Below are 24,603 nucleotides of genomic sequence, written 5' to 3'. Positions count from 1 at the left end.
CGCTGTGGCCCTCATCTCTCGCCACCCGTGTGGCCGCACGGGTACACCGTCTTCGCGGCAAGGGCTTCGCACGCCGGGCAGTTGTTCACCGGCCGTTCGCGACGGCCCCAGTAGGGATGGACGGCCCCGCAAAGCGCGGCGACCCGCTCACCGAGTCCGGGATCCGGATTGCAGACGGGGCAGTAGGCGTGCGCCGCCCGCTCGACTTCGGCTGTCATCCGCCACCTCCAGGTTCGGCTTGGCGTCCGGCCGTCTAGGTCGTTATACATACTTTCGCCCCTGTACGCCCGTCATCAGGTTGACCGAGGACGAATACCGCGCCACAGCAGATGATCGCGCCCGACAGCACCAGTCCGGGCAGCGCGCCGAAGACCGTGCCGACGAAGCCGGCCGCGAGGCCACCCAGGGTTCCGGTGCCGAAGACCACGGAGAGCGCGGTCCCGTTGACCCGGCCCATCAGCTTCGGTGGCGTGATGCGCTGAACCAGGCTGAGCACGTGGATGTTGAAGACCGAGTCGGCGAAACCGATGAGGAACTGGCTCACGATCAGCATGATCAACGCGGCTTCGTTTCCGCCGATCGGCAACAGCAGGAAGCCCGCTCCGGTCAGCAGGATCGAGGTGGCCAGCGTCCGGCCGAGGGTGAATCTGCGGGCGATCGCGCCGGACGACATCGCGCCGAAGATCAGGCCGGCCGTGCCGATCGCGAACGCGAGACCGACGGCGCCCGGGCTCAGCTTTCCGTCCCCGTAGGCGAAGACCAGCACGAGGGCGTTCCCTGTCGCCACGCCGAGATTCACCGTCGTGCTCGCGAACATCAGATTGCGCAGCCTGACGTCGGACAACAACACCGTCAGGCCCTCCTTGGCCTCTCTCAGCGCCGATCGCGGCTCCCCGGCCCGTGTCTGGGGCGGTTCGCGGTGGCGCATCAGCATCAAGGTCAGCAACGAAGCGAGAAAGGACAGGGCGTCGGCCAGGATCGCCAGCGCGGTGCCGAGGATCTGCATCAGCCCGCCCGCGGCGGCCGCACCGCCGACCTCGGCGACCGCGCGGGAGGTCTGCAGCCGTTCGTTCCCCGCCACGATGCCCTCAGGTCCGGCGAGTACCGGCAGATAGGACTGGGCGGCGATTTCGAAGAAGACCGTCAGCACGCCGACCACACCTGCGACCACGAACAACTGAGCGAGGGTGAGCACGTCGAACAGGTACGCGACCGGGATCGACCCCATCGCCACCAGCCTGCCGGCATCGGCCCCGATCATCGTCTCGCGGAGCGGGAGCCGGTCGACCCACACCCCCGCCAGGGTGCCGATCAGCACGAACGGCAGAAACCTCAGCGCGGCCAGCAGTCCGACGTCCCATGCGGTCCCGCCGAGCCCGAGCAGGGCGGCGGTCGGCAACGCGATCCGCGAAACCTTGTCGCCGAACGCGCTGATCGTCTGGCCGATCCACAGGCGCCGGAAGTCACCGGGGAACGCGAAAGATGAAGGCATCGAAATCCGATCACTGGAAGGAAAAACGAGCCTAAGATCCAATAGACGTCAAAGCCGGGTCGGTTATTCGAAGTCGAGGAGAGCGGAAATGCCCCAGCGGCCGGTCGGTTCCCCGGGAATCGCGGGAATGATCCAGCTGCACCAGGCTGCGCCCCTGATCGAGCGACAGCACGCGATCATCGAACTCCTGCGGGTGCGGGCGCCGCGCCGGGTGACCGGCGCGAGCCTCGCGCAGGCGACCGGGGTGAGCCTGCGGACCGTGGAACGCGACATCACCCGTCTGCGCGAAGCGGGCGTTCCCATCACCATTCACCGGGGGCCGCGCGGCGGCTATGGCATCGACGCACGTCCCGTACTGCCGCCGATCTCGCTGACGCCGGGCGAGGCCTCGGCGCTCATCGCCTCCTTGGTCGCCGTCGGTCCGTACACCTCGGCGGTGGCGCAGTCCGCGCTGGGCAAGATCCTCGCGGCGCTCACCGGGAAATGACCTCGGGAACCAGTGAACGACCGTCCCCCGATCGTGGCTCGCCGGGCCCCTGAATGGCCGATATGCCTTTACCGCATGCGGTTCTATCGTTCGGACGCATGGCTAGCGACTTGCAACGGCGCAAGATCTCGGGCGTTTTCGCCGCGATGGATGCCGACGGCGATGGTTTCCTGCGGGAGCGGGACTTCCAAGAGCTGGCCGAGCGCTGGGCGCGGCGGCGCGGGCCGGGTGACGAACGGCACCTGACCGGCATCATGCTGAGCTGGTGGACGACGTTGCTGGCGGCCTCGGATCTGAACCGCGACGACAAGGTGACCCTCGACGAGGTCCTGCTGGTGGTGGACAAGCTGCCGGACACGCCCGAGGCCGTGACCGCGACCGCCGACGCGATGTTCGAAGCGATCGACGAGAACCGCGACGACCTCATCTCCGCGGCGGAGTACCACCAGCTGATCGAGGTCTGGAACGGCCGCCCCACCGACACCGACGCCACCTTCCCGCTGCTGGATTCCGACGGTGACGGAATGCTGTCCCGGGACGAGTTCGCCGCGCTGTGGCTGGAGTTCTGGGCGGGTGACGACGCCGAGGCGCCGGGCACCCTGGTCTTCGGACCACTCGCGGCCTGACCGTCGCGGCTTTCGGGCCGACCCGGCGTCCATACGGGCCAGACCCCGCCACGTACCACGTCTTGAACGCCCTGTCGGCTCACGATGGCAGGCGTGGACGCCGTACAGGAAGCCGACTCGACGGTCTCGAGCGCGATCGCGCTGTGCCTGCGGGACCGGTGGGCCGAAGCGGCGGAACTGTTGGCGGAGAACGTTTTCTGGCGCACCGAGTCGGCGGTTTCGGCCATGTTGGGCGAGCTCTTCGGTGGCCTGGCCGAGCTCTGGAACGGCCGGCCCGCACGGTTCGGCGCGAACTTGACCGAACGCGAGCGGTGGCCGTTGAGGACGGTGCCGCTGCACCGGAACGAGCAGATCACCTCGTACGTCTCCGCGTTGCTGGTGCTGGGCGAACGAGCTCGCGCGGAAAAGCTGCTCTCCGACGAGGCCTTCCCCGAATCCGGCCTGCGGGACGGCGAACGTTCGATGCTCGCGGCCATGCGCGGCCGGCCCGCCCGGGCGATCGACCTCGCCCGCCGCGCCATCGCCGACCGCTCGCCGCGCGGCTACGACATCGGCTCGGCCGCGATGCACCTTTCGACCGTGTCGGTCCTGCTGTCACAGGGGCGGCCCGCCGAGGCACGGGAACTGCTGGCCTCGGCCCGCGCCACGGCGCCGACGCTGGCGCATCTGCTCGACATCGCGGATGCACGTGTCGACATCGCGGCGGGCGAAACCGACCGCGCCGCCCGGCGCCTGCACGCGGCCACTCGCGGGCTCGCCGTCGGCACGGACATCGCCTGGGCCGATCTCGCCGAACTCGCGTTGCGGAGGAACGACCGGGCAGCGGCGAAGCAGGCACTCGACGCGCTGGAGACTCTCGCCACCGCTATGCCGACGGGACGCGTGTTGCTGCATCGACACCTGGTCCGGGCCTGCCTCGGCGAGGAGCCCGCCGGCGAATGCCTCTGGCTCGCCCGCGAACGCGATCAGCCCCTCGAACTGGCCGTCGTCACCGAACGCCTGGCCCGGCACAACCCGTAACACGCGTGATTGGAGGCGTAACACGCAGTGCGGTCTCCAATCACGCGAGTTACGTCTCCAATCACGTGAGTTACGCCTCTGATCACGTGAGGTCGGGCTCCGGTCAGATGACCCCGGCCCGCACGGCGTAGGCGACGGCGTGCGGGCGGTTCCGCAGCTTCAGCCGTCCGGTGATGCCCTGGATGATGTGCTTCACGCTGCGTTCCGAGTAGCTGAGCTCGCCGGCGATCTCGACGGTGTCCTTGCCCTCGGCCATCAGCCGCAGCACGTCGATCTCCCGCGTGGTGAGCCCGGCGGTGTTGACGCCCATCGGGTCGAGCACTTCGCGCTGGAGCCGTTCGACGTGTTTGAGCAGCTCGCCGAGCAGGCTCGGCGGGAGTACGCCGCCGCCGGTGGCCGCGGCGCGGACGGCGTGCGCCAGCCGTTCGCCGGTCGTGGCCGATCGCGGCAGCACCGCCACCACCCGGCATTCGATGGCGGGTACGAGTTCCGCCTCGCTGATCTGGCTCACCACGAGCACCACGGGCTTGCCGTCCTCGGCGGCGAGCCGCCGCAGCCAGAGCACCGTTTCGGGCGTCAGCCGTTCGGTGGCGAACACCAGTACGTCGGTCTCGGCGCGCCGCTCCCAATCCCGGCTGACGATCCCCTGCTGCGTGCCCAGCTGACTGGCCAGGCCCGCCGTGGTGATCGGGTCGGGCGCGTGCACCGCCACGGTGATCTGTCGGGTTTCCGTGTCCACTTCGTCCCCTCCGCTTGTCCGCGGCCCCAGTCGGATGGGACACAGTCTGCGAAGGAGCTCTTCACGAAGTCTCCACGAGTTCTCAACGAGGCGTGAAGGACTTCGTGGCCAGCTGAAACGCCTCCACGTACTTCGGCAGCTCGTCGAGGATTTCGCGGAGCCTGGCTTCGGGACCGGTGTAGTCCGGGTCGGCGAGCAGGGCGTGACCGAAGGCCAGCGTGCGCCGAAGCTCGGTGATGCGTGCTTCGGCCTCGTCGGCGTCGAGCACCAGCCTGCCGTTCTGGGCGAGGCTGAGCAGGACATCTCCGGCGAACAGCTCCTGATCCTGGCTCACCGGCACAGCATGCACAGCCGCGCATACCCGCCACCAGCGCCGGACGACACTTTGCCCCTGCGAACGTCCGGGTTTGCCCACTCGCCCGTCACCTGTCCGGGAGAACAGTTCCTCACCCGGCGGCCGAAACCCATACGGTGGGTGCCCGCTTGATTGCGAAGCCCACATCGGCGCCAGTAGGCTTTCTGCTGAGCAGGACCCCTTTTTTCGGCAGTCGGAAGCACAGGCGGCAGGTCATGGACGAGGTTTCCTCGCTGACGGTGCGGTTGCTGGGCGGTCCCCCTGCCCGGTCCGACGCCGGCGAGATCGCCCTCGGGCCGGCTCAGCGGCAAGCGGTGTTCGCCGCGCTCGCCCTGCACGCCGGTCAGTTCGTCTCCCGCAAGGAGCTCATCGACGCCGTCTGGGGCGAGCGGCCGCCGGACAGTGCCACCGGCATCGTGTACACCTACATCTCCGCGCTGCGCCGCGCGCTGGAGCCGGTGGGCGGACCGCTCGTCGCCTCCCGCGCCGGTTACCGCCTCGACCTGCCGAAGCAGCAGGTCGACGTCCACGTCTTCGAAGCCGAACTGGAACGCGCCCGCGCGCATCGGCTAGCCGGCGCGCACCAGCGGGAACTGGAGTCGCTTCGCTCCGCGCTCGGGCAGTGGCGGGGGTCCGCGCTGGACGGGATCCCCGGCCCGTTCGCCGAGACCCAGCGCGCCCGGCTGGACGAACTGCGCATGAGCGCGCTCGAACGCCAGGCCGAGGTCGCGCTGTACCTCGGCGGCTACCGCGAACTCGTGGACGAGCTCACGGTGCTGGTCGAGCGCCATCCGTTGCGCGAAGGTCTGCACCGCATGCTGGTCACCGCGTTGTTCCGGGCGGGCAGGCAGGCCGAGGCGCTGGCCGCGTTCGACCGCGCCCGCGAGACGATCATCGAGCAGTCCGGCCTCGAACCCGGCCCGGAACTGCTGACCCTTCGGCAGCGCGTCCTGGACGACGATCCGTCGCTGCACCACCGCGACCAGCCGGAACGGCACCGGCCGACGACGCCGCCCGGACGGCCGTCCATTTTCGTCGGCCGCGAGTTCGAGCTCGCCCGGCTGCGACGGCACCTGTCCGCCCTGCTGAACGAAGGCCGCGGCGGGACGGTCTGGCTGGACGGCGAGGCGGGCAGCGGCAAGAGCACGCTTCTGGCGCAGGCCCTCGCCTCGGTGAGAAGCCGCACGCGCTGGGTCACGGCCGACGAACTGACCAGCGCGGTCCCGCTGAACCTCATCGCCGACAGCCTCGGCGGCGAAGCACTCGACGATCTCGGCAAAACGGTCACCGAACTGTGCGAAGCCGGGCCGCGGGTGCTCGTCTTCGAAGATCTGCACTGGGCCGACGAGGAGAGCCTGCTCGCCTGGCAGCGGCTTCACCGGTTCACCGCGCGGCTGCCGCTGCTGCTGATCGGTTCGGCGCGCCCGCTCCCCCGGCGCCGCCTGCTCGACGTCCTCCGCTCGGAGCTCGACGGCGAGATCGTCTCGCTGCCGCCGTTCGACGCCCCGGCCGTCGCCGCGCTCGCCGAGGAGACGCTGGCCAGGGGCCCCGGCCGGGACTTCCTCGAATTCGCCGCCGAGTACACCGCCGGGAACGTCGGCTACCTGTGCGAACTGTTCGCCGAGTTCGCCGACGGCCGGGAGGCGACCACCGCGCCGCACAGCCGGATCGCCTCGATCGTGGAAGCTCATCTCGCCACGCTTTCGTTGGCGTGCAAGCGAACACTCAACTCGGCCGCACTGCTCGGCTCGTCGTTCACGGTCGCCGGGCTGGCGGACGTCACCGGCCGCGAACCGACGGCGCTCAGCGAAGCGGTCGAAGAGGCGCTCGCCGCGCGTGTGCTCGAATCCGAGGGAGAACGCCTGCGGTTCCGCGTCCCGCTGGTGGCCTCGGTCTTCGCCGCGAACACCCCGCCCGCCATCCGCGCCGTACTGCACCAGGAGATCGCCGCGACCATGGCGGACTCCGGCGCGCCCGCGGACCGGGTCGCCGAGCAACTGCTCCAGGCAGGCGACGAACTGACGGCGCCCTGGATCCCGCGATGGGTGCTCGACAACGTCCGCGCGTTGCCGGCCGGACCCGCCGTCGAGCTGCTCCATTTGCTTTCTCGCCAACGGAATCTCACCGAGGAGCAGCATCAGGACCTGGCGGGCGAACTCGCCGCGCTGCTGCTACTGCCCGCGACGGACGCTGTGCCCTCCTTGCCCGCCCAGCCCTGGTGCACACCGCTGCACGCGCTCGCCCGGGTGCGCGACCGAACCGCGCCGAGGACGTCCTAAACTGCGGGGACACAGTAGTGATCCGGCCACTTTCGGTGCATGACGAGAAACGGAGCCGGCGTGACGAACGGGCTGCGCGTCGAGTTGCTCGGGCCGCCTCGTGCCTGGCTCGAAGACGTCGAGCTGAAGCTCGGGCCCGCCCGCCAGCGCGCGGTTTTCGCCACCCTGGCGGCTCGCCGCGGCCAGGCGATCTCGCTCGGCGAACTGATTTCGAGCGTCTGGGGCGAGTCGGCACCCGCCAGTGCCACCGGCAGTGTCCACACTTACGTCTCCGGCCTGCGCGGGGCGATCCGCAAGGCGGGCGGCGACGCGCACGAAATGCTGCGTTCGTCCGGATCGAGTTACGCCCTGCGGCTGGACCGCGAGGCGCTCGACGTCCACCGGTTCGAACAGGACGCCGCCGCGGCCAGGAAGCTGCTCGCCCACGCCGATCGGCGCGGCGCGGCCACGCGGCTCACCACCGCGCTCGGGGTCTGGCGCGGCGAGGCCTATTCCGGCGTACCGGGCCCGTTCGCGGAAGCGGAACGCGTCCGGCTGACCGAACTCCAGCTGGCCACCACCGAGCTGCGCGCCACCGCGCTGCTCCGCCTCGGCGACCACCGCGAACTGGTGGCCGAGCTGACCGCGCTGGTACGGCGGCATCCGTTGCGCGAGTCGCTGCACGAGACGCTCATGCGTGCCCTGCACGCCAGCGGCCGCCAGATCGAGGCGCTCGCCGCGTACCGCGAGGCAAGGCGAATACTCCGGGACGAGCTCGGCGTCGAACCCGGCGCCCCGCTGCGTGACCTGCACCAGCGCATCCTGAGCGGCACCGAAAAACCTGTCACCGACGCGAAACCGGCCCCGATCCGGGTCGTGCCGCCGCCGGTGGCCAAGGCGATCGAACGCGGCGGCCAGAGCCGGCTGCCCGGCCGGACCCGGCAGGTCGAACGGCTGGACGGGTTCGTCACCGACGTGCTCGCCGGCCGCGGCCGTCCGGTCTGGCTCGAAGGCGAACCGGGCATCGGCAAATCGGAGCTGCTGATCGCCGGGCTGTCGGGCGCCGCGGCACGCGGCTGCCAGCTCGCCTGGACCGCGGCCGACGAGCTCCAGCAACGTTTCCCGCTGCAGGTGATCATGGAATGCCTCGGCGTGCACCACGGCGCGGCGGATCCGGCCAAGGCCAAGCTGGCAGGTGAGCTGCACGCCGAGCCCGCGCACGGGAACTGGGGCCCCGCCGACCCGATCCTGTCCACTGTGGACAAGCTGCTGGCACTGGTCGACGACACCTGCGCGGCGGGCCCGCTGGTGCTGGTGATCGACGACCTCCACTGGGCGGACGAGGCCAGTGTGCTGCTGTGGCAGCGGCTGGCCGCCGCCACCCGCCAGCTGCCGTTGCTGCTGGTCGCCGCCACCCGCACCGGGCACGGCCGCCGGGACCTTGCCCGGCTGCGCCGCGGGGTCGAGGCGAGGGACGGCGAGATCATGCCGGTCGAGGTGCTGAGCGACGACGAGATCGCCGCCGTGTTCGAAGTGGTGCTGGGGGCCAGGCTGGGGCCGAGCCTGCGTCCGCTGGTCCGGCGCGCGGCCGGGAACCCGCTCTACGCCAGGGAAATCGCGCACGACCTGGTGCGCACCGGCTCGCTGCTGATCAAGGCGGGCGTGGCCGAGGTGACCCTGGACGGCACCGAGAACGCGCCGCGGTCACTGCTCGCCGCGGTGGCCCGCACGCTGGGATGCCTCGATCCGGCCACGACCGAGATCCTGCGCACCGCCTCCCTGCTGGGCGCGGAATTCGCCGTCGAAGACCTCGCCACGCTGGCGGGCAAGAGCCCGCTGGAGGTCCTGCGGGAACTGGAACCGGCCACCACCGCGGGCGTGATCGAGTACGCAGGCGACAAACTCGCCTTCCACCATCCGTTTCAGCGGCAGGCGCTCTACGGCGGCATCGCCGAACCGGTCCGCGCCGCGCTGCACCGGCGTGCCGCCGAGTCGCTCGCGAGGGCGGGCGCGCCGGTCAAACGGGTCGCCGAGCAGCTGGCGGCCGGGCCGGTGCCGTTCGACCCGTGGCTGGCGGGCTGGCTCACCGCCAACCACGTCGCGGTGTCCAACCGTGCCCCGCATATCGCGGCCGATCTCCTCCGCGGCGCGCTCGGCAGCACGGTGCCCACCCGCGAACAGCGGGGGACGCTGATCGCCGCGCTGGTGCGGGTGCTGTTCCGTCTCGAACAGGCGCCGGAGGCCGAAGCCGAGCAGGCGGTGAAGATGGTCGAAGACAAGGCGGATCTGGCGCAGATGCGGCATTTCCTCGCCGCGCTGCGCTACCGCCGGGGCGACACGCCCGGCGCGATCGAGGCACTCGCCGACACCGCGGACGATCCGTCGATACCGGAACTGTGGCGCACCAGCACCCGGACCCTGCTCGCCAACTTCCGGCGCGGCACCCTCGACGATCTCGACGAGACCGAACGGATCGCGCGGGGCCTGCACACCGAAGCCGTCGAGGCGGGCGAACGCTATCCCGCCGCGCACGCGCAGCAGACGTTGTGGCTCGTGCACTCGATTCGCCGTGAGCACGACCGGGCGCTGACCGCGATCGACGCCGCGCTCGAGACCACCGGCGACCAGGCCGAGCTGGCGACCCTGCGTTTCGACCTGCTCGACAACCGCCTCTTCACCCTGCAGAACCTCGACCGGCTCGCCGAGGCCGACGCGACGCTGCACGCCGGGTACGAGACGGCGGCCCGGCACGGCTTGCCGACCGGTCCGCAGGTTTCGGCGGCCGTGCACTACTACTGGACCGGCCGCTGGGACGAGGCGCTGGCCGAACTGGATTCGGTCACCGAGGACGGCCCGGCGATCACCTTCTACGGGGTGCGCGAGCCGGGCGCCGCCGCGCTGTTGCTGCACGGGGTCGCCGCCCTCATCGCGGGCCACCGGGGCGAACGCGTCTCCGTCCGCGCCCATCTGGAAGCCGCCGAAGCGCATTCGCCGTCGAACTCGTCCGAGCGCGAGAGCTGCGACTTCTACCTCGCGGCCTTGGCGATGGCCGCCGAACAGCGCGGCGCGCTCGACGACGCGCTGCGGCTGATCGCGCCGGTGCTGCGCCCCGACTACGCCCGGATGATGCTGCGCCACCAATGGCTTCCCGACGTCGTCCGCGTCGCGCTCGCGGCCGGGAACGACGCCGTCGCACGGGAAGCGCTCGCCGTCTGCGCCGAAGAGGCGAGCCAGGAGACCGTGCCGGCCAGGGCGACCGCAGCCGCCGCCCGATGCCGCGCGCTGATCGACGGCGATCCCGAAGGCATGCTGTCCGCGGCCGATCACTACCGCGAGGTCGGCCGCCCGATCGAACTCGCCGCCGCGCTGGAGGACGCCGCCGAACTACTCGGCCGCGCCGGTTACCTCGAGGCGGCCACCCGCTCGCTCACCGAGGCGTGCGAAGTGCTCGGGCCGGTGGGCGCCACCTGGAGCATCCGCCGGGCGGAAAACCGGCTGCGCCGCTACGGGGTGCTGAGCCGCGCCGAGCGCGGACCCCGGCACAGCGGCGCGCTGTCGCCGCTGGAACTGCGGGTCGCGCGGCTGGTGGCGGCGAAACTGTCCAATCCCGAGATCGCCGCGGAGCTGAGCCTGCCGAGGAGGACGGTGCAGTCGCTGGTGTCGAGGGTGCTGACCAAACTGCACGCGGATTCCCGGCTGACCGTCGGCGATCAGCTGCCCAGACGGCTCGCGTGAAGGCCGGCGTGAACGCGATCATCACCGTACGACCGAGGAGAACCATGAACCGCGTGCTGGCCGGCTTGACGGCCCTCGTGCTGTTGCTCACCGGCTGTTCGGGCACGCCGGAACCCGGCGACCCGATCAAGCTCACCGTCGCCACCTTCGGCGAGTTCGGGTACGAGAAACTCTTCGACGACTACGAGAAGGCGCATCCGGGCATCACCGTCGAGGGCCGGGTCGCCGACTTCGAGACGCACCACCGGCAGCTCGCCACCGGCCTCGGCGCCGGACGCGGCAGCGCGGACGTCGTCGCGATCGAGGAGCAGTACCTTCCCAAGTTCCGCCAGTCCACGGACAAGTTCACCGATCTGTCCGAATTCGGCGCGCAGGGTCTCCGCGAGCAGTGGCCTGCCTGGAAATGGGATCAGGGCACCGCGGACGGCGGGAAGTTCGTGATGGGGCTCGGCACCGACATGGGCAGCCTCGCCCTCTGCTACCGCCGCGACCTGTTCGCGAACGCCGGCCTGCCGACCGACCGCGATCAGGTGGCCGCGCTGTGGCCGACCTGGGAGAAGTTCGCCGAAACCGGGGAGCGGTTCAGTGCCAAGGCGCCGGAAGACGTCAAATTCGCCGACTCGGCGGGCACGATCTACACGGCGATGCTCAACCAGGCGGAGGAGAACTACTTCGCCAAGGACGACACGTTCGTCGCGGACAAGAACCCCAACGTGCGCAAGGCTTTCGAACTGGCGGGCGGGATGGCGCTGAAGAAGGAGACGGCGGCGGTCACCACGTTCACGCAGCCGTGGACGGTGGCGATCAAGCAGAGCCGGTTCGCCGCCATCACCTGTCCCGCGTGGATGCTCACCCAGATCGAAGAGGCGGGCGGACCGGAGCTGGCGGGCAAATGGGACGTCACCGCGGTTCCCGGCAAGGCGGGCAACTGGGGCGGCTCGTTCCTGACCGTGCCGAAACAGGGCGCGCACCGCAAGGAGGCCTACGATCTCGCCGTCTGGCTTACCGCGCCCGAACAGCAGAAACGGATCTTCCTGGAAAGCGGGCTGCTGCCGAGCTCACTCGGCGCCTATCAGGACAGCGCCGTGCTTTCCCACACCAGCAAGTACTTCGGCGACGCGCCGGTCGGCAAGATCTTCGCCGCCTCCGCCGAAGCGCTGCGGCCGAACTACCGCGGGCTGCGTGACGGCGAGGTGCGGCCCGTATACGGGCACGCGCTCGGCCGCGTCGAGGAGGGACGGCAATCGCTCGACGAGGCCTGGAACCAGGCTTCGACGGAGGGCCGCGCCGCGGCCGCCAAATGAGCGAGGACGGCGTGACACGCGGGTTTCCGGCCGGGTTCCGCTGGGGCACGGCGACGGCGGCTTACCAGATCGAGGGTTCGACGACGGCCGACGGCCGCGGACCGTCCATTTGGGACACTTTCACCGCGCGGCCCGGCCGGGTGCTCGACGGCGCCACCGGCGAACCGGCGTGTGACCACTACCGGCGCTATCGCGAGGACATCGGCCTGCTGAGCGGACTCGGCGTGCCGTATTACCGCTTCTCCGTCGCGTGGTCGCGGGTGATGCCGGACGGCCGCACGAGCGAACCGCGCGGCCTCGCCTTCTACGATCGCCTTGTCGACACGGTGCTGGAGCACGGGATCACTCCGATGGTGACGCTCTACCACTGGGATCTGCCGGAGGCGCTGCAAGCGGAAGGCGGCTGGCCCAACCGCGATCTCGCGGAGCTTTTCGCCGACTACACGCTGACCGTCCACAAAGCACTCGGCGACCGCGTCCGGCAATGGACCACGATCAACGAGCCGTTCTGCGCCGCCTTCATCGGCTACGGCAACGGCGACCACGCGCCGGGTATCCGGGACGAGGGCGCGGCGCTGGTCGCCGGGCACAACCTCCTGCTCGCGCACGGCCGGGCCGCGCAGGCGTTGCGGGCCGGTGGCGGAGAGCAGGAAGTGTCCATCGTGCTCAACTTCGCCCCCGTGCTGACCGACGTGGACGACGCCGCGCACCGCGAGGCCGCGCGCAAATTCGACTTCCTGCACAACAGGTTCTTCCTCGATCCCCTGCTCGGCCGCGGCTATCCGCCCGAATTGCTGGCGGATCTGGCGCATCTCGGCACGCTGGAATCGGCGATCGCCGACGGCGACTTGGAAGTGATCGCGCAGCCGCTGGACGTCCTGGGCGTCAACTACTACGCGCCCGCCCGCGCCGTGCCGCTCGACGATCCCGAAGCCGACAGCAACTGCCCGTTACCCGGCCTGCGCGGGATGGACGTCCAGCGACCACGCGGCGAACTGACCTCGCTCGGCTGGGAGCAGCGGCCGTCGTCGTTCACCGATCTGTTGCTGTGGCTGCACGAACACTGCCCCGGCCTGCCGCTCCTGATCGCCGAGAACGGCGCCGCGTTCGAGGACGAGGTCGTCGACGGGCGCGTGCACGACGCGAAACGCGTGCGGTACTTCGCCGAACACCTCGCCGCCGTGCACGACGCCATCGAACAGGGCGCCGACGTCCGCGGCTACATGGCCTGGTCGCTGCTGGACAATTTCGAGTGGGCCATGGGGTACACGCAGCGGTTCGGCCTCGTGCACGTCGACTTCGAGACGCAGGAACGAGTACTCAAGGACAGCGCCCGGTTCTACGCGGACGTGGTGGCGCGCAACGGGCTCTAGCGGTTCTGGAGGGCCGGCCTCGTTGTTGCCGAAAATCGGCGGCCGGAAACTGTCGGTGGCCGGTTGTACGTTCTCTGTGTGGACACACGCAACGCCACTGTGGCGCTACTCAAGGAAATCACCTCCTCTGCCGCGTTGAAGGAGGTCAATGTCGCGCTGGATTCGTTGGAGGACAAGGATGCTGTCGACGCTGCCGTGGCGGCGTCGGAGGGAATCGCGCGGCTGGAAGCGGTCCGTTTCCGCGCTCTCGCGCAACTGAACCGTCACCGCGACGGTGCGGCCGGCGTGACGCAGGAAGTCGCGTTCGCTCTGTCTGTTGTGGACGGTCACGCGGCTGGACTGGTGTCGACGGCCCAGGCGTTGACCACCCGGCTGCCACGAACACTGGGGCTCCTGGATCGCGGGCAGGTGGGCGGCTACGGGGCGATGAAAGTCGCCACGGCCACCGCGTGGCTGTCCGACGACGACGCACGTGCGGTGGACGAGGTACTGGAGGCCCGGTTACCGGGCAGGAACTCCGACCAGATCCGGAAAGCGGCGAACCACGCGGCGATGATGGCCGACCGCGACGGGGCGGGTCTTCGGACCGAACGCCACCGCGCCGGGCGCCGCCTCTCGATCCGGCAGGGCGAGACCGGGGTCGCCTCGATCGAGGTCGAAGACGGCCCCGTCGAGAAAGTCGCCGCCGCCTACACCCGGATCGACCGCGAAGCACGCGCCCTCAAGACCGGCGACGAGCCCCGCACCCTCGACCAGCTCCGCGCCGACGTCGCCCTCGATCTCCTGCTCAGCGGTCAAGGCGGCAAGAGTGAACGGTGCGAAGTGTTCCTCTACATGGATCTCAACACCTATCTGGGCGTGAACGAGGATCCCGCCGAGCTGGCCGGACACGGCCACATACCGGCTGCACTGGCCCGGCACATCGCGTCCGGGCCGGACACCGTGCTGCGCCGGATCATCACCGACCCGCTCTCCGGACAGGTCCTGGATCTGGGCCGTGACCGGTATCGGCCCACCGCCGGGTTGGGCGAGTTCGTGCGGGTACGCGACCGGGAATGCCGAAGACCCGGCTGCCACCGCGTCGCCCAAGCCTGCGACCTCGACCACTCGCTGCCGTGGCAACACGGCGGCCACACCAGTGATACCGAACTGATCGACCTCTGCCGCCGTGACCACCGCCTCAAAGACGAACCCGGCTGGGTCTACCGGCTGGCTTCCGACGGGACTCTCACCATCACCACCCCCACGGGGCGGAGCTACGACAGCACACCGCCGCCACTGCACGAACCCCGCGCCGAGGAACCGCCGCCGTTCTGAGCCGTTGCCGAAATACGGCCACGGCTCGATCGGGTCTGGAATCCGCTCATGAACTTGCAGAGGCGCCTGACGTGACCACGCTCTGATCTGATCTGATCTGATCTGATCTGATCTGATCTGATCTGGCGGTGGCCGGGGAACCGCCCGCACCCCGTCAGCATCGTCGAAACACGGCAACAGCCCGCACCCGCAACCACCGGCACCAGCCCGGTCGCCGAAATACGGCAACGGCGCCACGACCGCGATTGCGCGATCGGCGCCAGCCCTGTCGCCGAAATACGGCAACGGCTCAATCGCGGCTGGAATCCGCTCATGACCTCGCACAGGCACCCGACGTGACCACACTCTGATCCAGCCCAGCAGTGGCAGCGAAACCACTCGCAGCCCATCGACATCACCGAAACACGGCAACAGCCCGCCTGCCAGACCGAATCCAGGCGCTCGACGCGACCGCGGTCGTCAGCCCCGTGGCGCGCCACGCATGACGCCGTCGACCACCTTCCTGGCCAGCACGATGAACAGCACGATCACGGGCAGCACACCGATCGTGGCCGCGGTCAGCATCAACGAGTAGTCGGTGAAGTAACCGCTCGCCAGCCGCGACAGCGCCACCTGGACGGTCGGATGCGCGTTGGGGTCGAGCACGATCAACGGCCAGAAGAAGTCGTTCCACGCCGTCATGAACGTCAGCATCCCGAGCACGGCTGCCTGAGGACGGATGGCGGGCAGGGCGACGCTCCAGAACAGTCGCACCGTCGAGCAGCCGTCGACGCGGCCGGCGTCGAGCAGTTCGCCGGGGATCGCCTCCTCGCACGCCTGCCGCATCCAGAACACGCTGAAGGCACCGACCAGGCCCGGCACGATCACCGCCTCCAGCCGCCCGTACCAGCCGAATTCGCCGACCACCAGGTAGAGCGGGATCACCCCGAGCTGGGCGGGCACCATGGCGGTGCCGATGACGACCAGGAAGAGCGAGTCGCGGCCGGGAAAACGCAGGCGCGCGAAGGCGAATCCGGCCATGCTGGAGAGCAGCACGTTCGATACGGTCACCGTGCCGGCGACGATCAGCGAGTTCTGCATCGCCAGCCAGAAATCGACGGTGTCGAAGACCTTGCCCACGTTCTCGATCAGGTTGCCGCCGGGCAGCAGCGGCGGAGTCGTCTCGCCGAGCGCGGAATTGTCCTTCGAGGACACCACGAACGACCAGTACAGCGGGAAGATCGACGCGACGGCGACAGCGAGCAGCAGCCCGTAGGCGACGAATCCGGTCCGTTCCCTCGCCGCCACGATCACTCGCCGCCCCGCATCCGGCGCACGAGCGAGAAGTTGACCAGCGCGAAGCCCGCCGAGAACAGGAAGAGCAGCCACGCGATGGCCGCCGCGTATCCGGCGTCGAACTCGCCGAACCCCTTCTCGTACAAGTACATGGCGAGTGTCTGGAACTGGCGGTCGGCGCCGCCGGTGCCGTTGGTCCCGGTGTCGTCGAACAACTGCGGCTCGGCGAACAACTGCAACCCGCCGATGGTCGAGACGACGACGGTGAAGGCGATGGTCGGGCGGATCGCGGGCACGGTGATCGACCAGAAGGTCCGCCAGCGCGAGGCACCGTCGAGCATGGCGGCGTCGTAGCGTTCCTGCGGCACGGACTGCATGGCCGCCAGGTAGAGCAGCGCGTTGTAGCCGGTCCAGCGCCACATCACCATCACGCTGATCGCGACGTGTGCGGCGAACCGGTCCGTCCGCCAGTCCACCGGGTCGAGCCCCACCAGGCCCAGCACCCAGTTGACGACGCCGTAGTCCTCGGCGAAGAGCTGGCTGAACACCAGCGCCACCGCGACCACCGAGACGACGTTGGGCAGCAGCACACTGGCCCGCCACAGGGTCCGCGCGCGCAACGGGCGGTCGAGGAGTGCTGCGAGCCCGAGCGCGGCCAGCAGTTGCGGGACGGTCGAAAGAACGAAGATGCTGACCGTGTTGAAGAGCGCGTTGTAGAACTTCGGATCCTGGAGCAGGGCGGCGAAGTTGCCGAGACCGGCGAACCCGGTGTCACCGTTGACCAGATGCCAGTGGTGCAGCGCCACCCAGGCGGTGTAGAGCAGCGGGAAGAGACCGAACACGCCGAACAGGACGTAGAACGGCGCGGTCATCAGATATCCGGCGAGCCGCTCGCCCGTACGCTTCAAACGGTGATCACCTTGACCCCAGCCCGGGTGATCTCGTCGGCCACCTGTGGATCGACGCGGGTGTCGGTGATCAGGGTGTCGACGTCACCGAGATCCCCGAAGCGGGCCGCGCGTTTCACCGTCGCCTTACCTCCTGCCCTGGCGGATGAGCGGTCACCGCGACAATAGTTGGTCGAGATCGTCACGGGGACCCGAGGCGTGCCCGGCGGTTCTCCAGGAAGGCTCGTTCGGTGTCGTTGGTGGCCAAGGCGACCGCCTCGTCGTAGAAAGCGATGGCTTCCGAAGTCCGGCCGAGGCGGGCGAGCAGGTTCGCGCGGGTGGCGGGCAGATGATGGTAACCCGGCAGATCCAGCTCGGCGATCCCGTCCAGTGCCGCCGCCGGGCCGTGCACCTCGGCGACGGCGACCGCGCGGTTGAGCGCGACGATCGGTGTCGGGGTGAGCCGCCACAGCCGGTCGTAGAGCGCCAGCACCTGCGTCCAGTCGGTCGCCGATCCGTCCGTGTGCACGGCGTTGATCGCGGCCTGCACCTGGTACGGACCCGGCCGGTCGACACGCAGGCATCGCCGCACCAGTTCGTGCCCCTCGGCGATCAGCTCGCGATTCCACAAGGACCGGTCCTGGTCCGCCAGCACCACCAGCTCACCGGAAGGCCCGACCCGCGCCGGCCGCCGGGCTTCGGTGAGCAGGAGCAGCGCCAGCAGCCCGAGTACCTCCGGCTCGTCCGGCATCAGCTCGGCGAGCGCCCTCGCGAGGCGAATCGCTTCCAGGCAGAGGTCCGTCCGCAGCAGGTCTCCCGACGTGGACGTGTATCCCTCGTTGAAGACCAGGTAGAGCACGGTGAGCACGGAGCCCAGCCGATCGGGGAGTTCATCGTCCCGCGGCACCCGATACGGGATGCCCGCGTCGCGGATCTTCTTCTTCGCTCGGACGATCCGCTGGGAGACGGTCGTTTCCGGGACGAGGTACGCCCGCGCGATCTCCCCCACCTCCAGCCCGCCGAGCAGCCGCAGGGTGAGCGCGGTCCGCGCGAGCGGCGAAAGCGCCGGATGGCAGCAGGTGAAGATCATGCGGAGCTGGTCGTCGCGCACCGGCCCGACCTCGGCGGGCTCATCCGGCTGGTGCAGCAGCAAGGCCTGCGCGTGCCGGGCCTCGCGGGTGGATTCCCGGCGCAGGCGGTCGATCGCCCGGTTGCGGGCGGTGGTGACGATCCAGCCGCCCGGATTGGGCGGTGGCTCGGCCCACTTCTCGACCGCGGTCGAGAACGCGTCCTGAACCGCCTCCTCGGCGAGCGAGATGTCGCCGAGGAGGCGGGTCAGGGTGGCCACGCACCGGCCGTACTCCGCCCGGTAGATCCCGTCGAAATCCATCGACGTCAACGCCGCGGGTCGCCGAACGGCCGCACTTCGATCGGCTGCCCGCAGGCGAGCGCGCATTTCTCGGCCCAGGCCAGCGCTTGGTCGAGGTCGTCGACCTGGATCACCCAGAACCCGCCGAGCTGTTCCTTCGTCTCGGCGAACGGCCCGTCGGTGATCGTGGTCGTGCCGCCTTCGGGACGGACGACCGTGGAGACGTCCGAGTGCTCCAGGCCGCCCACGAAGACCCAGGACCCGGCGGCCTTCATCTCGTCGGTGACCTTGCCCGTCCTGGCCATCATCGCCAGGACCTCGTCCTCGGGCGCGTCCCGCGTGCTCTCGTCGAGCTGGACGGCGAGCAGGTACTGCCTCATGACTGACCCCTTCGACGGCTCAGGAGATCATTCCACGGTGACGGACTTCGCGAGATTCCGCGGCTTGTCGATGTCGTGGCCGAGGATCAGCGCGGCGTGGTAAGCCAGCAGCTGCAACGGGATCGTGAGCAGGATCGGGTCGAGTTCGGGCTCCGAACGCGGGACGACGAACCGCGGCACGTCGAGATCGCCGAAGTCCACGTCGGCGTGGGTGATCGCCAGCACCTGGCCCTTGCGTGCCTTGATCTGCTGCATCGCGGCCAGGTTGCGGTCGGCGAGGTCGTCGGACGGCACGATCGCGACCGTCGGCAGCTCCTCGTCGATCAGCGCGAGCGGACCGTGCTTGAGCTCCGAGGTCTGGTAGGCCTCCGCGTGCCGGTACGAGATCTCCTTGAACTTCTGCGCGCCCTCCCGCGCCACCGGGAAGCCGCGGACCCTGCCGATGAAGAACAGGCTCCGCGCGTCCGCGCAGATCTTGGCGTGCTCGGCGATCTGGGCCTCCGCCTCGACGATCTCCGCGACCTGCTTCGGCAACGCGCGGAGTGCCGCGACGATCCGCTGTCCGTCCGCATTGGACAGATCGCGGACGCGGCCGAGCGCCAGCGCGATCATCGCGAAACCGACGGCCATGTTGGTGAGCGCCTTGGTCGAAGCGACGGCGATCTCCGGACCGGCGTGCAGGTACAGGCCGCCGTCGCAGGCCCGCGCGATCGTCGAGCCGACGACGTTCACGAGGCCGACCACCCGGCCGCCCTTGCGCTTGACCTCTTCGACGGCGAACGCGGTGTCCGCCGTCTCGCCGGACTGGCTGACCGCGATGTAGAGCGTGTCCGCTTCGATGATGGGGTTGCGGTAGCGGAACTCGGACGCGGCCTCCGCGTCGGCCGGGACCCGCGCCAGGTCCTCGATCATGGTCGCGCCGATCTGGCCCGCGTAGTACGCCGAGCCGCAGCCGAGGATCTTCACCCTCGCGAAACCACGCAGGTCACGGGGAGTCAGGTTCAGACCGTCCAAACGGGACACTCCGAACCGGTCGTCGAGACGGCCCCGGATCATGCGCTCCAGGCATTCCGGCTGCTCCTGGATCTCCTTGTACATGTAATGCCGGTGCCCGCCGAGGTCGAGGTCGTCTGCCTGGATGTCGATCGCCGTGGCGGCCTTGCCGGTGTCGCTCTCGTCGACGGTGAAGGTGCGGTAGCCGGTGGCCGAGACGCTGGCGAACTCGCCGTCGTCGAGGTGCACCACCTGCGAGGTGTGCCGGACCAGCGCGGACAGGTCGCTGGCCACGAACATCTCGCGGTCGCCGACGCCGATGATCAGCGGCGAACCGTTCCGCGCGACCACGACGCGGTCGGGGTGCCCGGTGTCGGTCACGGCGATCGCGTAGGTACCGGTGACCCGCGAGACGGCCTCGACGACCGCGTCTTCGAGGGTCTTCGCGCCCGACCTCGCGATGAGGTGGGCGAGCACCTCGGTGTCGGTCTCCGACGTCAGCGTCACCCCGGCCTGCGTGAGCTGCTCGCGGAGGGCGTCGGCGTTGTCGATGATCCCGTTGTGCACCACCGAGATCCGGCCGTCCTCGGAAACGTGCGGATGGGCGTTGGCCTCGGTCGCCGGACCGTGCGTCGCCCACCTCGTGTGCCCGATGCCGACTTTGCCCGCGAGCCGTTTGGGCAGGGCCGCGGTCAGATTCCGCACCCGCCCCACGATCCGGTGCACCTGGGCGCCTTTACCGCCCAGGACGGAGATCCCGGCCGAGTCGTAGCCGCGGTATTCCAGCCGCGTCAGCCCCTCGATCAGGATCGGGGCGGCGTTCTGGCCGCCGATGTAGCCGACGATTCCGCACATGACGAGTCAACCTCACAGAGAAAACGGACAGGGCACGCGAAGAGCGGGCGCGCTCCGTCAGCCGTAGACGATGCGGCGCAGTTGCCGCTCGGACAGGTCGGGAGGCGCGACGAGACGACGGCTCAGTTCTCCGGCGATCCGGGGGAAGATCTCGGGGTTCTTCCCGCCCTCGGCCTGCAATCGGGCATGCCGCTCCCGGACGTACTGCTCGACAGACTGCCGATAGAACGCCAGGACGTCCTCGACGACACGGGCGGCGATGGCCGTCGACAGACCTGTCGACAAGGCCACCTGCTCGACGATGTCCGCGTCCTCCACGGAGCCCATCATGCACATCGGGCCTCCGAAACGCCAGTTCTTGCCCGAAATCGGGCAAGAACAGTGGGTCAGCGGCCTCGGGTCGCCGTCACCAGGCCGGTGACGAGGCCTGCCCGCTCCACCATCGACTCGACCAGCAGGTACTCGTGATCGGCGTGGGCTCCGCCGCCGACGGCGCCCAGCCCGTCGAGGGTCGGGACGCCGATCGCGGCGGTCAGGTTGCCGTCGCTCCCGCCGCCGACGGACACCCCGACGACTCCGGGCAGTAGCCGCCCGGCGACGGCGAACAGATCCGCCGCGGCCGATTCGGGCATCGGCGGCCGGTGGATCCCGCCCCGCACCATGATTTCCGCCCCTTCGAGGCGCGGGGTCAGCGCGGCGAACCCCGCTTCGACGCGCTCCTTCTCCGCGGCGGACTCGACCCGCACGTCGACCACGACGGTCGCGGAGGCGGGCACGACGTTGCTCGCCGTTCCCGCCGAAGCGACGGTCGGGGTGACGCTCGTCCCGATCTCGGGCCTGCCGAGCGCGACGATGTCCAGTACCTGATGCGCGGCTTCGGTCAGCGCGTTCACGCCGGCCTCCGGCTCGAGACCGGCGTGCGACGCCCGGCCGGTGATGACGACCTCGAACGTGCCGCAGCCCTTGCGGGCGATCTTGAGTCCGCCGCCGTCGGCCGCTCCTTCGAACACCAGCACCGTGCCGCAAGCGCGGGCACGCTCCTCGATGAGCGCCCGGGATTCGTGCGAACCCGTTTCTTCGTCGGCCGTCACCAGGATCTCGACGCCGGTCAGGTCCTCGAGCGCCGCCAGGCCGTGGATCGCCTGCACCAGTCCGCCGAGCATGTCGAACACCCCCGGACCGGTCACCCGGCCGTCGGCCACCGCGAACGGACGGCGCGCCAAGGTGCCGATCGGGAACACGGTGTCGTGGTGCCCCAGGATCAGCACGCGCGGCTCGCCGCCGCCGGACCACCGGACGTGCGGTCCCGCCGCGCTCTCCACCAGGGTCGCGGTTCCGCCGAGACGGGTCTCGACGAGAGCGGCGACGGCTTCGGCCGAGGCCGTCAAAGCCTTGATGTCCCCCGAAGGAGACTCGATCTCGACGAGCGTCCTGAGGTCTTCGATCATCGCGTCGGCTGTCATGCGAACACTTTCGCGTATACGCCGTCGGCGCCGCGCATGGGATCGGGCAAGCCTGCGGCTCGAATTCGCCTGAAAGTCCGGTTTTCGACCTTAGGCGGTTGCCGACCGGCGCCGGACTGCGCATGCTTTGCGCCAACCCGGCGTCGGTGGGGGGTGTCCATGTACCAGGAACGCGAGTTCAGGCCCAGCCCGTTCCCCCGCGCGCTTTCCGAAGCGGTGGAGCACCGCGGGCTTTCCCTGTCCCGGATCCGCGCGCATCTGGCGGCACGCGGGGTTTCCGTGGCCGAATCGACCTTGAGCTATTGGCAGCGTGGGCTCCGGCATCCGTCGACGCCGCGCTCGCTCGACGTCGTTCGCGCGCTCGAAGCGGTGCTGGGCCTGCCCGCGGACAGTCTGGTCGTCCTGATCGGCCCGCAACGGCGGCCGCCCGGCGACGACCGCAGGCCCTCGTTGCCGGAACTGCGGCAAAGCTGGACCGAAACCTGCTCGCTGCTGGACGAACTGAGCGAAACACCCGGCGCGGCGGGAAACGCGAAGCTCGACGTCGCGACCGTCGTCGACGTGCTGACCATGACCGGGGAAGGCCGGATCTCGGAGATCTCCTCGACCATGGTGGTGCGGGCCCGGGAGCCCGGCGCGGACGGTTTCGTGGTGACCCATCAGGACGAACCCGGCACCGACATGGAGGCCACGACGGTCTTCGCGACCGACGGCTGCCGAAGAGGCAGAGTGCGCCGAAGCGCCTCGTCGCCGGGGATGGTGTTCGAGCTCCTCTTCGACCGCGGCCTGGCCGAAGGGGAAACACACACCTTCGCGTTCACGTTGCGCCTGGCCGCGTCAGTCCGTTCGACCTGTTTCCACCGGACGGTGCGCTCCCGCATGTCGGCGTATCTGCTCCGGATACGGTTCGACGACGGCGCGATCCCGGCCCGCTGCGTCAAAACCGTGCGGGAGCGCGAAGAACTGGCCCCCGTGGTGAGCGAACCGCTGCACCCCGGGCCGGGTGCGACGGTCAGTGCCTACTTCGAGGATCTCGGCGTCGGGATAGCGGGGATCGACCTCATCTGGGAGTGAGGCGGCGTTTCCGCCACACCGCGACCAGCACGACTCCCGCCCCGGCGACCCCGGCGGCGATCAGACCGGCCACGATCGCGACCGGCGGCCCGGTGTCGACGGGCGGGGGCACGGCCTGCCTGAAGCCGATCCCGCGATCGCGCTGGTAGTCCGATCCCGGCAGTTTGTCGGCGTAGCGGCCGTGTACTTCCCGCTGATAGCCGGAAAGCGGCACGAACTTCCCCACCGGCGACTGCGGCAGGCTCGCCTGCAGGAGCACCACACCGTCGGGGCCCAGTTCGTACCAGCCGTTGATCTGGGGTTCGTTGAGCAGGACCGAACCGGGCTTCAGCCGCACGCTCAGGGTTTCTTCGTCGTTGCCTGAGAACACGCTCGCCGCGACCCATTTTCCCGCGCCCTCGGGCATCGCTTGCAGCGTGGCCTTCTGGCCGGAATCCGCGGTGGCCGTCACCGCGACGGATCTCAGCACACCCGCGGGCGCGCCGGTGATGCCCCTGACGAAGTCGGGATTGAGGGTGTAGACCGGGATTCCCTTCTCCCCCATGGTGATCCGCCGGGGTTCGATCCGGGCGACCTGCCGGAAGTTCGATCTCGCGAGGCCGATCGCGTCCGGCTGCCCGGCGACACGCACGGCGGCCGCGAGATCGCCGTCCGAAAGCGGGACGACTCCCTCACCCGCCGCGGCGGGAAGCGTGGCGGGCAGCAGCGTCGCGACGGCCACCGCGAGACAACCGGCGAACTTCCGGCAGATCGTGTTCATGACCGCGGGTCAGCCCTTCCGGATGTTGACGATGGTGTCGTTCCAGCGGAACTGGCCGTTGCTGCGGTACTGGTTGTAGTTCCAGGTCTGGTAGCGCTGATACGTAGGCCACGGGTCGCCGACCATGATCGACTGGTTCGCCGAGTCGTAGCCGTAGATCACCTCGGCATGGCCGCCGCCGGAGGTCCAGTAGATCCCCGTCAGGTTCAGGATCCCGGCGTCGATCTGGCTGACGACGGAGCTGAAACCGATGGGCCCGCCCGCGTCCTGCGCGGAGAAGCCGGTGCCGCGGAAACCGCGGACGATCTCGGGGATCTGGGCGGGCTGGTTCGGGCAGTACCCGGCCGACGTGCCCTTGCCCGCGGCGCAGAACTGAGCCTGGGTGGCAGTGCCGCCCATCGACCGCTCGATGCTCGAACCGTCCGCCGCCCAGCACCATTGGTTGTACTGCTGCACCTGCTGGGTGTAGTTCAGCTGCTTGGAGGCGGCGGTCGCGGCGACCGTCATCGCGGTCCCCGCCACCGGCGCGACCTCGCGCACCTGGGTGTGGGTCTGGGTCTGGATCAGGCCGTGGGGCCGGTCCCCGGCGTCGCCGGGCTGCGCGAGAGCGGTGGCGGGCAGCATGCCCAGCGCGAAGACGGCGGCTCCGGTGGCCAGCGCGGCCCTCGAAAGACTCTTCACAGATGTCTCCTTTGACACGGGGATGGGGAGATCACCGTGCGCCGCTCCGGCTTCGGGAACAACGCCCTCACCGGGCGCGAAGGAGCCGCTGTGATCGTTCACAGGGCATGGACGCGCTCGCGTGCCAGGAAACATCAGGTCCGTGTGTGGCGGAGCGAGG

Annotated in this window: 23 protein-coding genes; 9 read left to right on the top strand and 14 right to left on the bottom strand. The window is 69.7% G+C overall.

Translation table 11 applies throughout. The annotated features are described in order from the left end of the window. Positions 1-11 precede the first annotated feature (11 nt). On the bottom strand, positions 12-218 hold the full coding sequence (locus tag DL991_RS28795) for a hypothetical protein (RefSeq protein WP_125787479.1): 207 nt from the start codon (positions 216-218) through the stop codon (positions 12-14). A 35-nt stretch (positions 219-253) separates the two neighbouring features. Then, positions 254-1,492, bottom strand: coding sequence for an MFS transporter (locus DL991_RS28790; protein ID WP_125787478.1), 1,239 nt, complete (start codon positions 1,490-1,492; stop codon positions 254-256). Positions 1,493-1,580: 88 nt separating this feature from the next. On the opposite strand from DL991_RS28790, the gene DL991_RS28785 reads away from it, so the two are divergent. The 3 genes from DL991_RS28785 to DL991_RS28775 all read left to right on the top strand — a co-directional run bounded on the left by DL991_RS28785 (position 1,581) and on the right by DL991_RS28775 (position 3,625). Beyond that, positions 1,581-1,979 carry a YafY family protein gene (locus tag DL991_RS28785; RefSeq protein ID WP_125787477.1) on the top strand — a complete coding sequence of 133 codons (399 nt, stop codon included), beginning with the start codon at positions 1,581-1,583 and terminating at the stop codon, positions 1,977-1,979. Between the two features lie 98 nt (positions 1,980-2,077). Continuing rightward, entirely contained in the window at positions 2,078-2,605 is a 528-nt protein-coding gene (locus DL991_RS28780; protein WP_199754114.1) for an EF-hand domain-containing protein, read from the top strand. A 93-nt stretch (positions 2,606-2,698) separates the two neighbouring features. Then, positions 2,699-3,625, top strand: a complete 927-nt coding sequence (locus tag DL991_RS28775) for a hypothetical protein (protein ID WP_233599048.1) — start codon at positions 2,699-2,701, stop codon at positions 3,623-3,625. 103 nt (positions 3,626-3,728) lie between these two features. On the opposite strand, the gene DL991_RS28770 is transcribed toward DL991_RS28775, so the two are convergent. Further along, positions 3,729-4,364, bottom strand: a complete 636-nt coding sequence (locus tag DL991_RS28770) for a response regulator transcription factor (RefSeq protein WP_125787476.1) — start codon at positions 4,362-4,364, stop codon at positions 3,729-3,731. Between the two features lie 82 nt (positions 4,365-4,446). Beyond that, positions 4,447-4,698: a hypothetical protein gene (locus DL991_RS28765; protein ID WP_125787475.1), complete on the bottom strand. Its 252-nt coding sequence runs from the start codon at positions 4,696-4,698 to the stop codon at positions 4,447-4,449. Positions 4,699-4,934: 236 nt separating this feature from the next. Here DL991_RS28765 and DL991_RS28760 point away from each other — a divergent pair, with 236 nt between their 5' ends. From DL991_RS28760 to DL991_RS28740, 5 genes are all read left to right on the top strand, one after another. Next, positions 4,935-6,998, top strand: a complete 2,064-nt coding sequence (locus DL991_RS28760) for a BTAD domain-containing putative transcriptional regulator (RefSeq protein ID WP_125787474.1) — start codon at positions 4,935-4,937, stop codon at positions 6,996-6,998. Positions 6,999-7,058: 60 nt separating this feature from the next. After that, a complete protein-coding gene (locus tag DL991_RS28755) occupies positions 7,059-10,712 on the top strand; it encodes a BTAD domain-containing putative transcriptional regulator (protein ID WP_125787554.1) in 3,654 nt (1,217 codons plus the stop codon). 44 nt (positions 10,713-10,756) lie between these two features. After that, complete coding sequence (locus DL991_RS28750; RefSeq protein ID WP_125787473.1) at positions 10,757-12,016, top strand: ABC transporter substrate-binding protein; 1,260 nt, start codon at positions 10,757-10,759, stop codon at positions 12,014-12,016. A gap of 11 nt (positions 12,017-12,027) precedes the next feature. Further along, positions 12,028-13,389 carry a GH1 family beta-glucosidase gene (locus DL991_RS28745; protein ID WP_125787472.1) on the top strand — a complete coding sequence of 454 codons (1,362 nt, stop codon included), beginning with the start codon at positions 12,028-12,030 and terminating at the stop codon, positions 13,387-13,389. A 135-nt stretch (positions 13,390-13,524) separates the two neighbouring features. Further along, positions 13,525-14,706, top strand: a complete 1,182-nt coding sequence (locus DL991_RS28740) for a DUF222 domain-containing protein (protein ID WP_370308062.1) — start codon at positions 13,525-13,527, stop codon at positions 14,704-14,706. 459 nt (positions 14,707-15,165) lie between these two features. Here the strand turns inward: DL991_RS28740 and DL991_RS28735 are convergent, their stop codons facing one another. The 8 genes from DL991_RS28735 to DL991_RS28700 all read right to left on the bottom strand — a co-directional run bounded on the left by DL991_RS28735 (position 15,166) and on the right by DL991_RS28700 (position 21,928). After that, on the bottom strand, positions 15,166-15,993 hold the full coding sequence (locus tag DL991_RS28735; RefSeq protein WP_199754113.1) for a carbohydrate ABC transporter permease: 828 nt from the start codon (positions 15,991-15,993) through the stop codon (positions 15,166-15,168). Between the two features lie 2 nt (positions 15,994-15,995). Further along, entirely contained in the window at positions 15,996-16,889 is an 894-nt protein-coding gene (locus DL991_RS28730) for a carbohydrate ABC transporter permease (RefSeq protein WP_125787470.1), read from the bottom strand. After that, positions 16,886-17,008 (bottom strand): hypothetical protein, encoded by a 123-nt coding sequence (locus DL991_RS43815; RefSeq protein WP_255431391.1) that lies wholly within the window; start codon positions 17,006-17,008, stop codon positions 16,886-16,888. Before DL991_RS43815 ends, DL991_RS28730 begins: the two co-directional genes overlap by 4 nt. Positions 17,009-17,070: 62 nt before the next feature. Then, positions 17,071-18,258, bottom strand: coding sequence for an RNA polymerase sigma factor (locus tag DL991_RS28720; protein ID WP_125787469.1), 1,188 nt, complete (start codon positions 18,256-18,258; stop codon positions 17,071-17,073). A gap of 5 nt (positions 18,259-18,263) precedes the next feature. Beyond that, positions 18,264-18,617, bottom strand: a complete 354-nt coding sequence (locus DL991_RS28715) for a YciI family protein (RefSeq protein WP_125787468.1) — start codon at positions 18,615-18,617, stop codon at positions 18,264-18,266. A 27-nt stretch (positions 18,618-18,644) separates the two neighbouring features. Further along, on the bottom strand, positions 18,645-20,465 hold the full coding sequence (gene glmS / locus DL991_RS28710; protein WP_125787467.1) for a glutamine--fructose-6-phosphate transaminase (isomerizing): 1,821 nt from the start codon (positions 20,463-20,465) through the stop codon (positions 18,645-18,647). Between the two features lie 57 nt (positions 20,466-20,522). Continuing rightward, on the bottom strand, positions 20,523-20,795 hold the full coding sequence (locus DL991_RS28705) for a hypothetical protein (protein WP_199746590.1): 273 nt from the start codon (positions 20,793-20,795) through the stop codon (positions 20,523-20,525). 56 nt (positions 20,796-20,851) lie between these two features. Next, entirely contained in the window at positions 20,852-21,928 is a 1,077-nt protein-coding gene (locus tag DL991_RS28700) for a M20 family metallopeptidase (RefSeq protein ID WP_125787465.1), read from the bottom strand. A gap of 159 nt (positions 21,929-22,087) precedes the next feature. Between DL991_RS28700 and DL991_RS28695 the strand changes: the two genes are divergently transcribed. After that, positions 22,088-23,002: a helix-turn-helix transcriptional regulator gene (locus DL991_RS28695; protein ID WP_125787464.1), complete on the top strand. Its 915-nt coding sequence runs from the start codon at positions 22,088-22,090 to the stop codon at positions 23,000-23,002. Here the strand turns inward: DL991_RS28695 and DL991_RS28690 are convergent. Together DL991_RS28690 and DL991_RS28685 are read right to left on the bottom strand one after the other, a co-directional pair. Further along, a complete protein-coding gene (locus DL991_RS28690) occupies positions 22,989-23,762 on the bottom strand; it encodes a hypothetical protein (protein WP_125787463.1) in 774 nt (257 codons plus the stop codon). The two genes, DL991_RS28695 and DL991_RS28690, sit on opposite strands and share 14 nt — an antisense overlap. Before the next feature lie 9 nt (positions 23,763-23,771). Then, positions 23,772-24,443, bottom strand: a complete 672-nt coding sequence (locus tag DL991_RS28685; protein ID WP_125787462.1) for a papain-like cysteine protease family protein — start codon at positions 24,441-24,443, stop codon at positions 23,772-23,774. Positions 24,444-24,603 lie beyond the last annotated feature (160 nt).

Origin of the sequence: Amycolatopsis sp. WAC 01375, from assembly GCF_003947325.1 — a bacterium.
Classification (GTDB): Bacteria; Actinomycetota; Actinomycetes; order Mycobacteriales; family Pseudonocardiaceae; genus Amycolatopsis.
The sequence above is the reverse complement of the archived record's forward strand: the minus strand, read 5'-3'. Positions and strand labels throughout refer to the sequence as shown.

Coding starts and splice junctions, on each gene's coding strand:
- DL991_RS28720 (WP_125787469.1), bottom strand. CDS start 18,258: ATGGATTTCGACGGGATCTACCGGGCGGAGTACGGCCGGTGCGTGGCC.
- DL991_RS28715 (WP_125787468.1), bottom strand. CDS start 18,617: ATGAGGCAGTACCTGCTCGCCGTCCAGCTCGACGAGAGCACGCGGGAC.
- glmS (WP_125787467.1), bottom strand. CDS start 20,465: ATGTGCGGAATCGTCGGCTACATCGGCGGCCAGAACGCCGCCCCGATC.
- DL991_RS28690 (WP_125787463.1), bottom strand. CDS start 23,762: ATGAACACGATCTGCCGGAAGTTCGCCGGTTGTCTCGCGGTGGCCGTC.
- DL991_RS28780 (WP_199754114.1), top strand. CDS start 2,078: ATGGCTAGCGACTTGCAACGGCGCAAGATCTCGGGCGTTTTCGCCGCG.
- DL991_RS28790 (WP_125787478.1), bottom strand. CDS start 1,492: ATGCCTTCATCTTTCGCGTTCCCCGGTGACTTCCGGCGCCTGTGGATC.
- DL991_RS28785 (WP_125787477.1), top strand. CDS start 1,581: ATGCCCCAGCGGCCGGTCGGTTCCCCGGGAATCGCGGGAATGATCCAG.
- DL991_RS28695 (WP_125787464.1), top strand. CDS start 22,088: ATGTACCAGGAACGCGAGTTCAGGCCCAGCCCGTTCCCCCGCGCGCTT.
- DL991_RS28795 (WP_125787479.1), bottom strand. CDS start 218: ATGACAGCCGAAGTCGAGCGGGCGGCGCACGCCTACTGCCCCGTCTGC.
- DL991_RS28760 (WP_125787474.1), top strand. CDS start 4,935: ATGGACGAGGTTTCCTCGCTGACGGTGCGGTTGCTGGGCGGTCCCCCT.
- DL991_RS28705 (WP_199746590.1), bottom strand. CDS start 20,795: ATGATGGGCTCCGTGGAGGACGCGGACATCGTCGAGCAGGTGGCCTTG.
- DL991_RS28700 (WP_125787465.1), bottom strand. CDS start 21,928: ATGACAGCCGACGCGATGATCGAAGACCTCAGGACGCTCGTCGAGATC.
- DL991_RS28750 (WP_125787473.1), top strand. CDS start 10,757: ATGAACCGCGTGCTGGCCGGCTTGACGGCCCTCGTGCTGTTGCTCACC.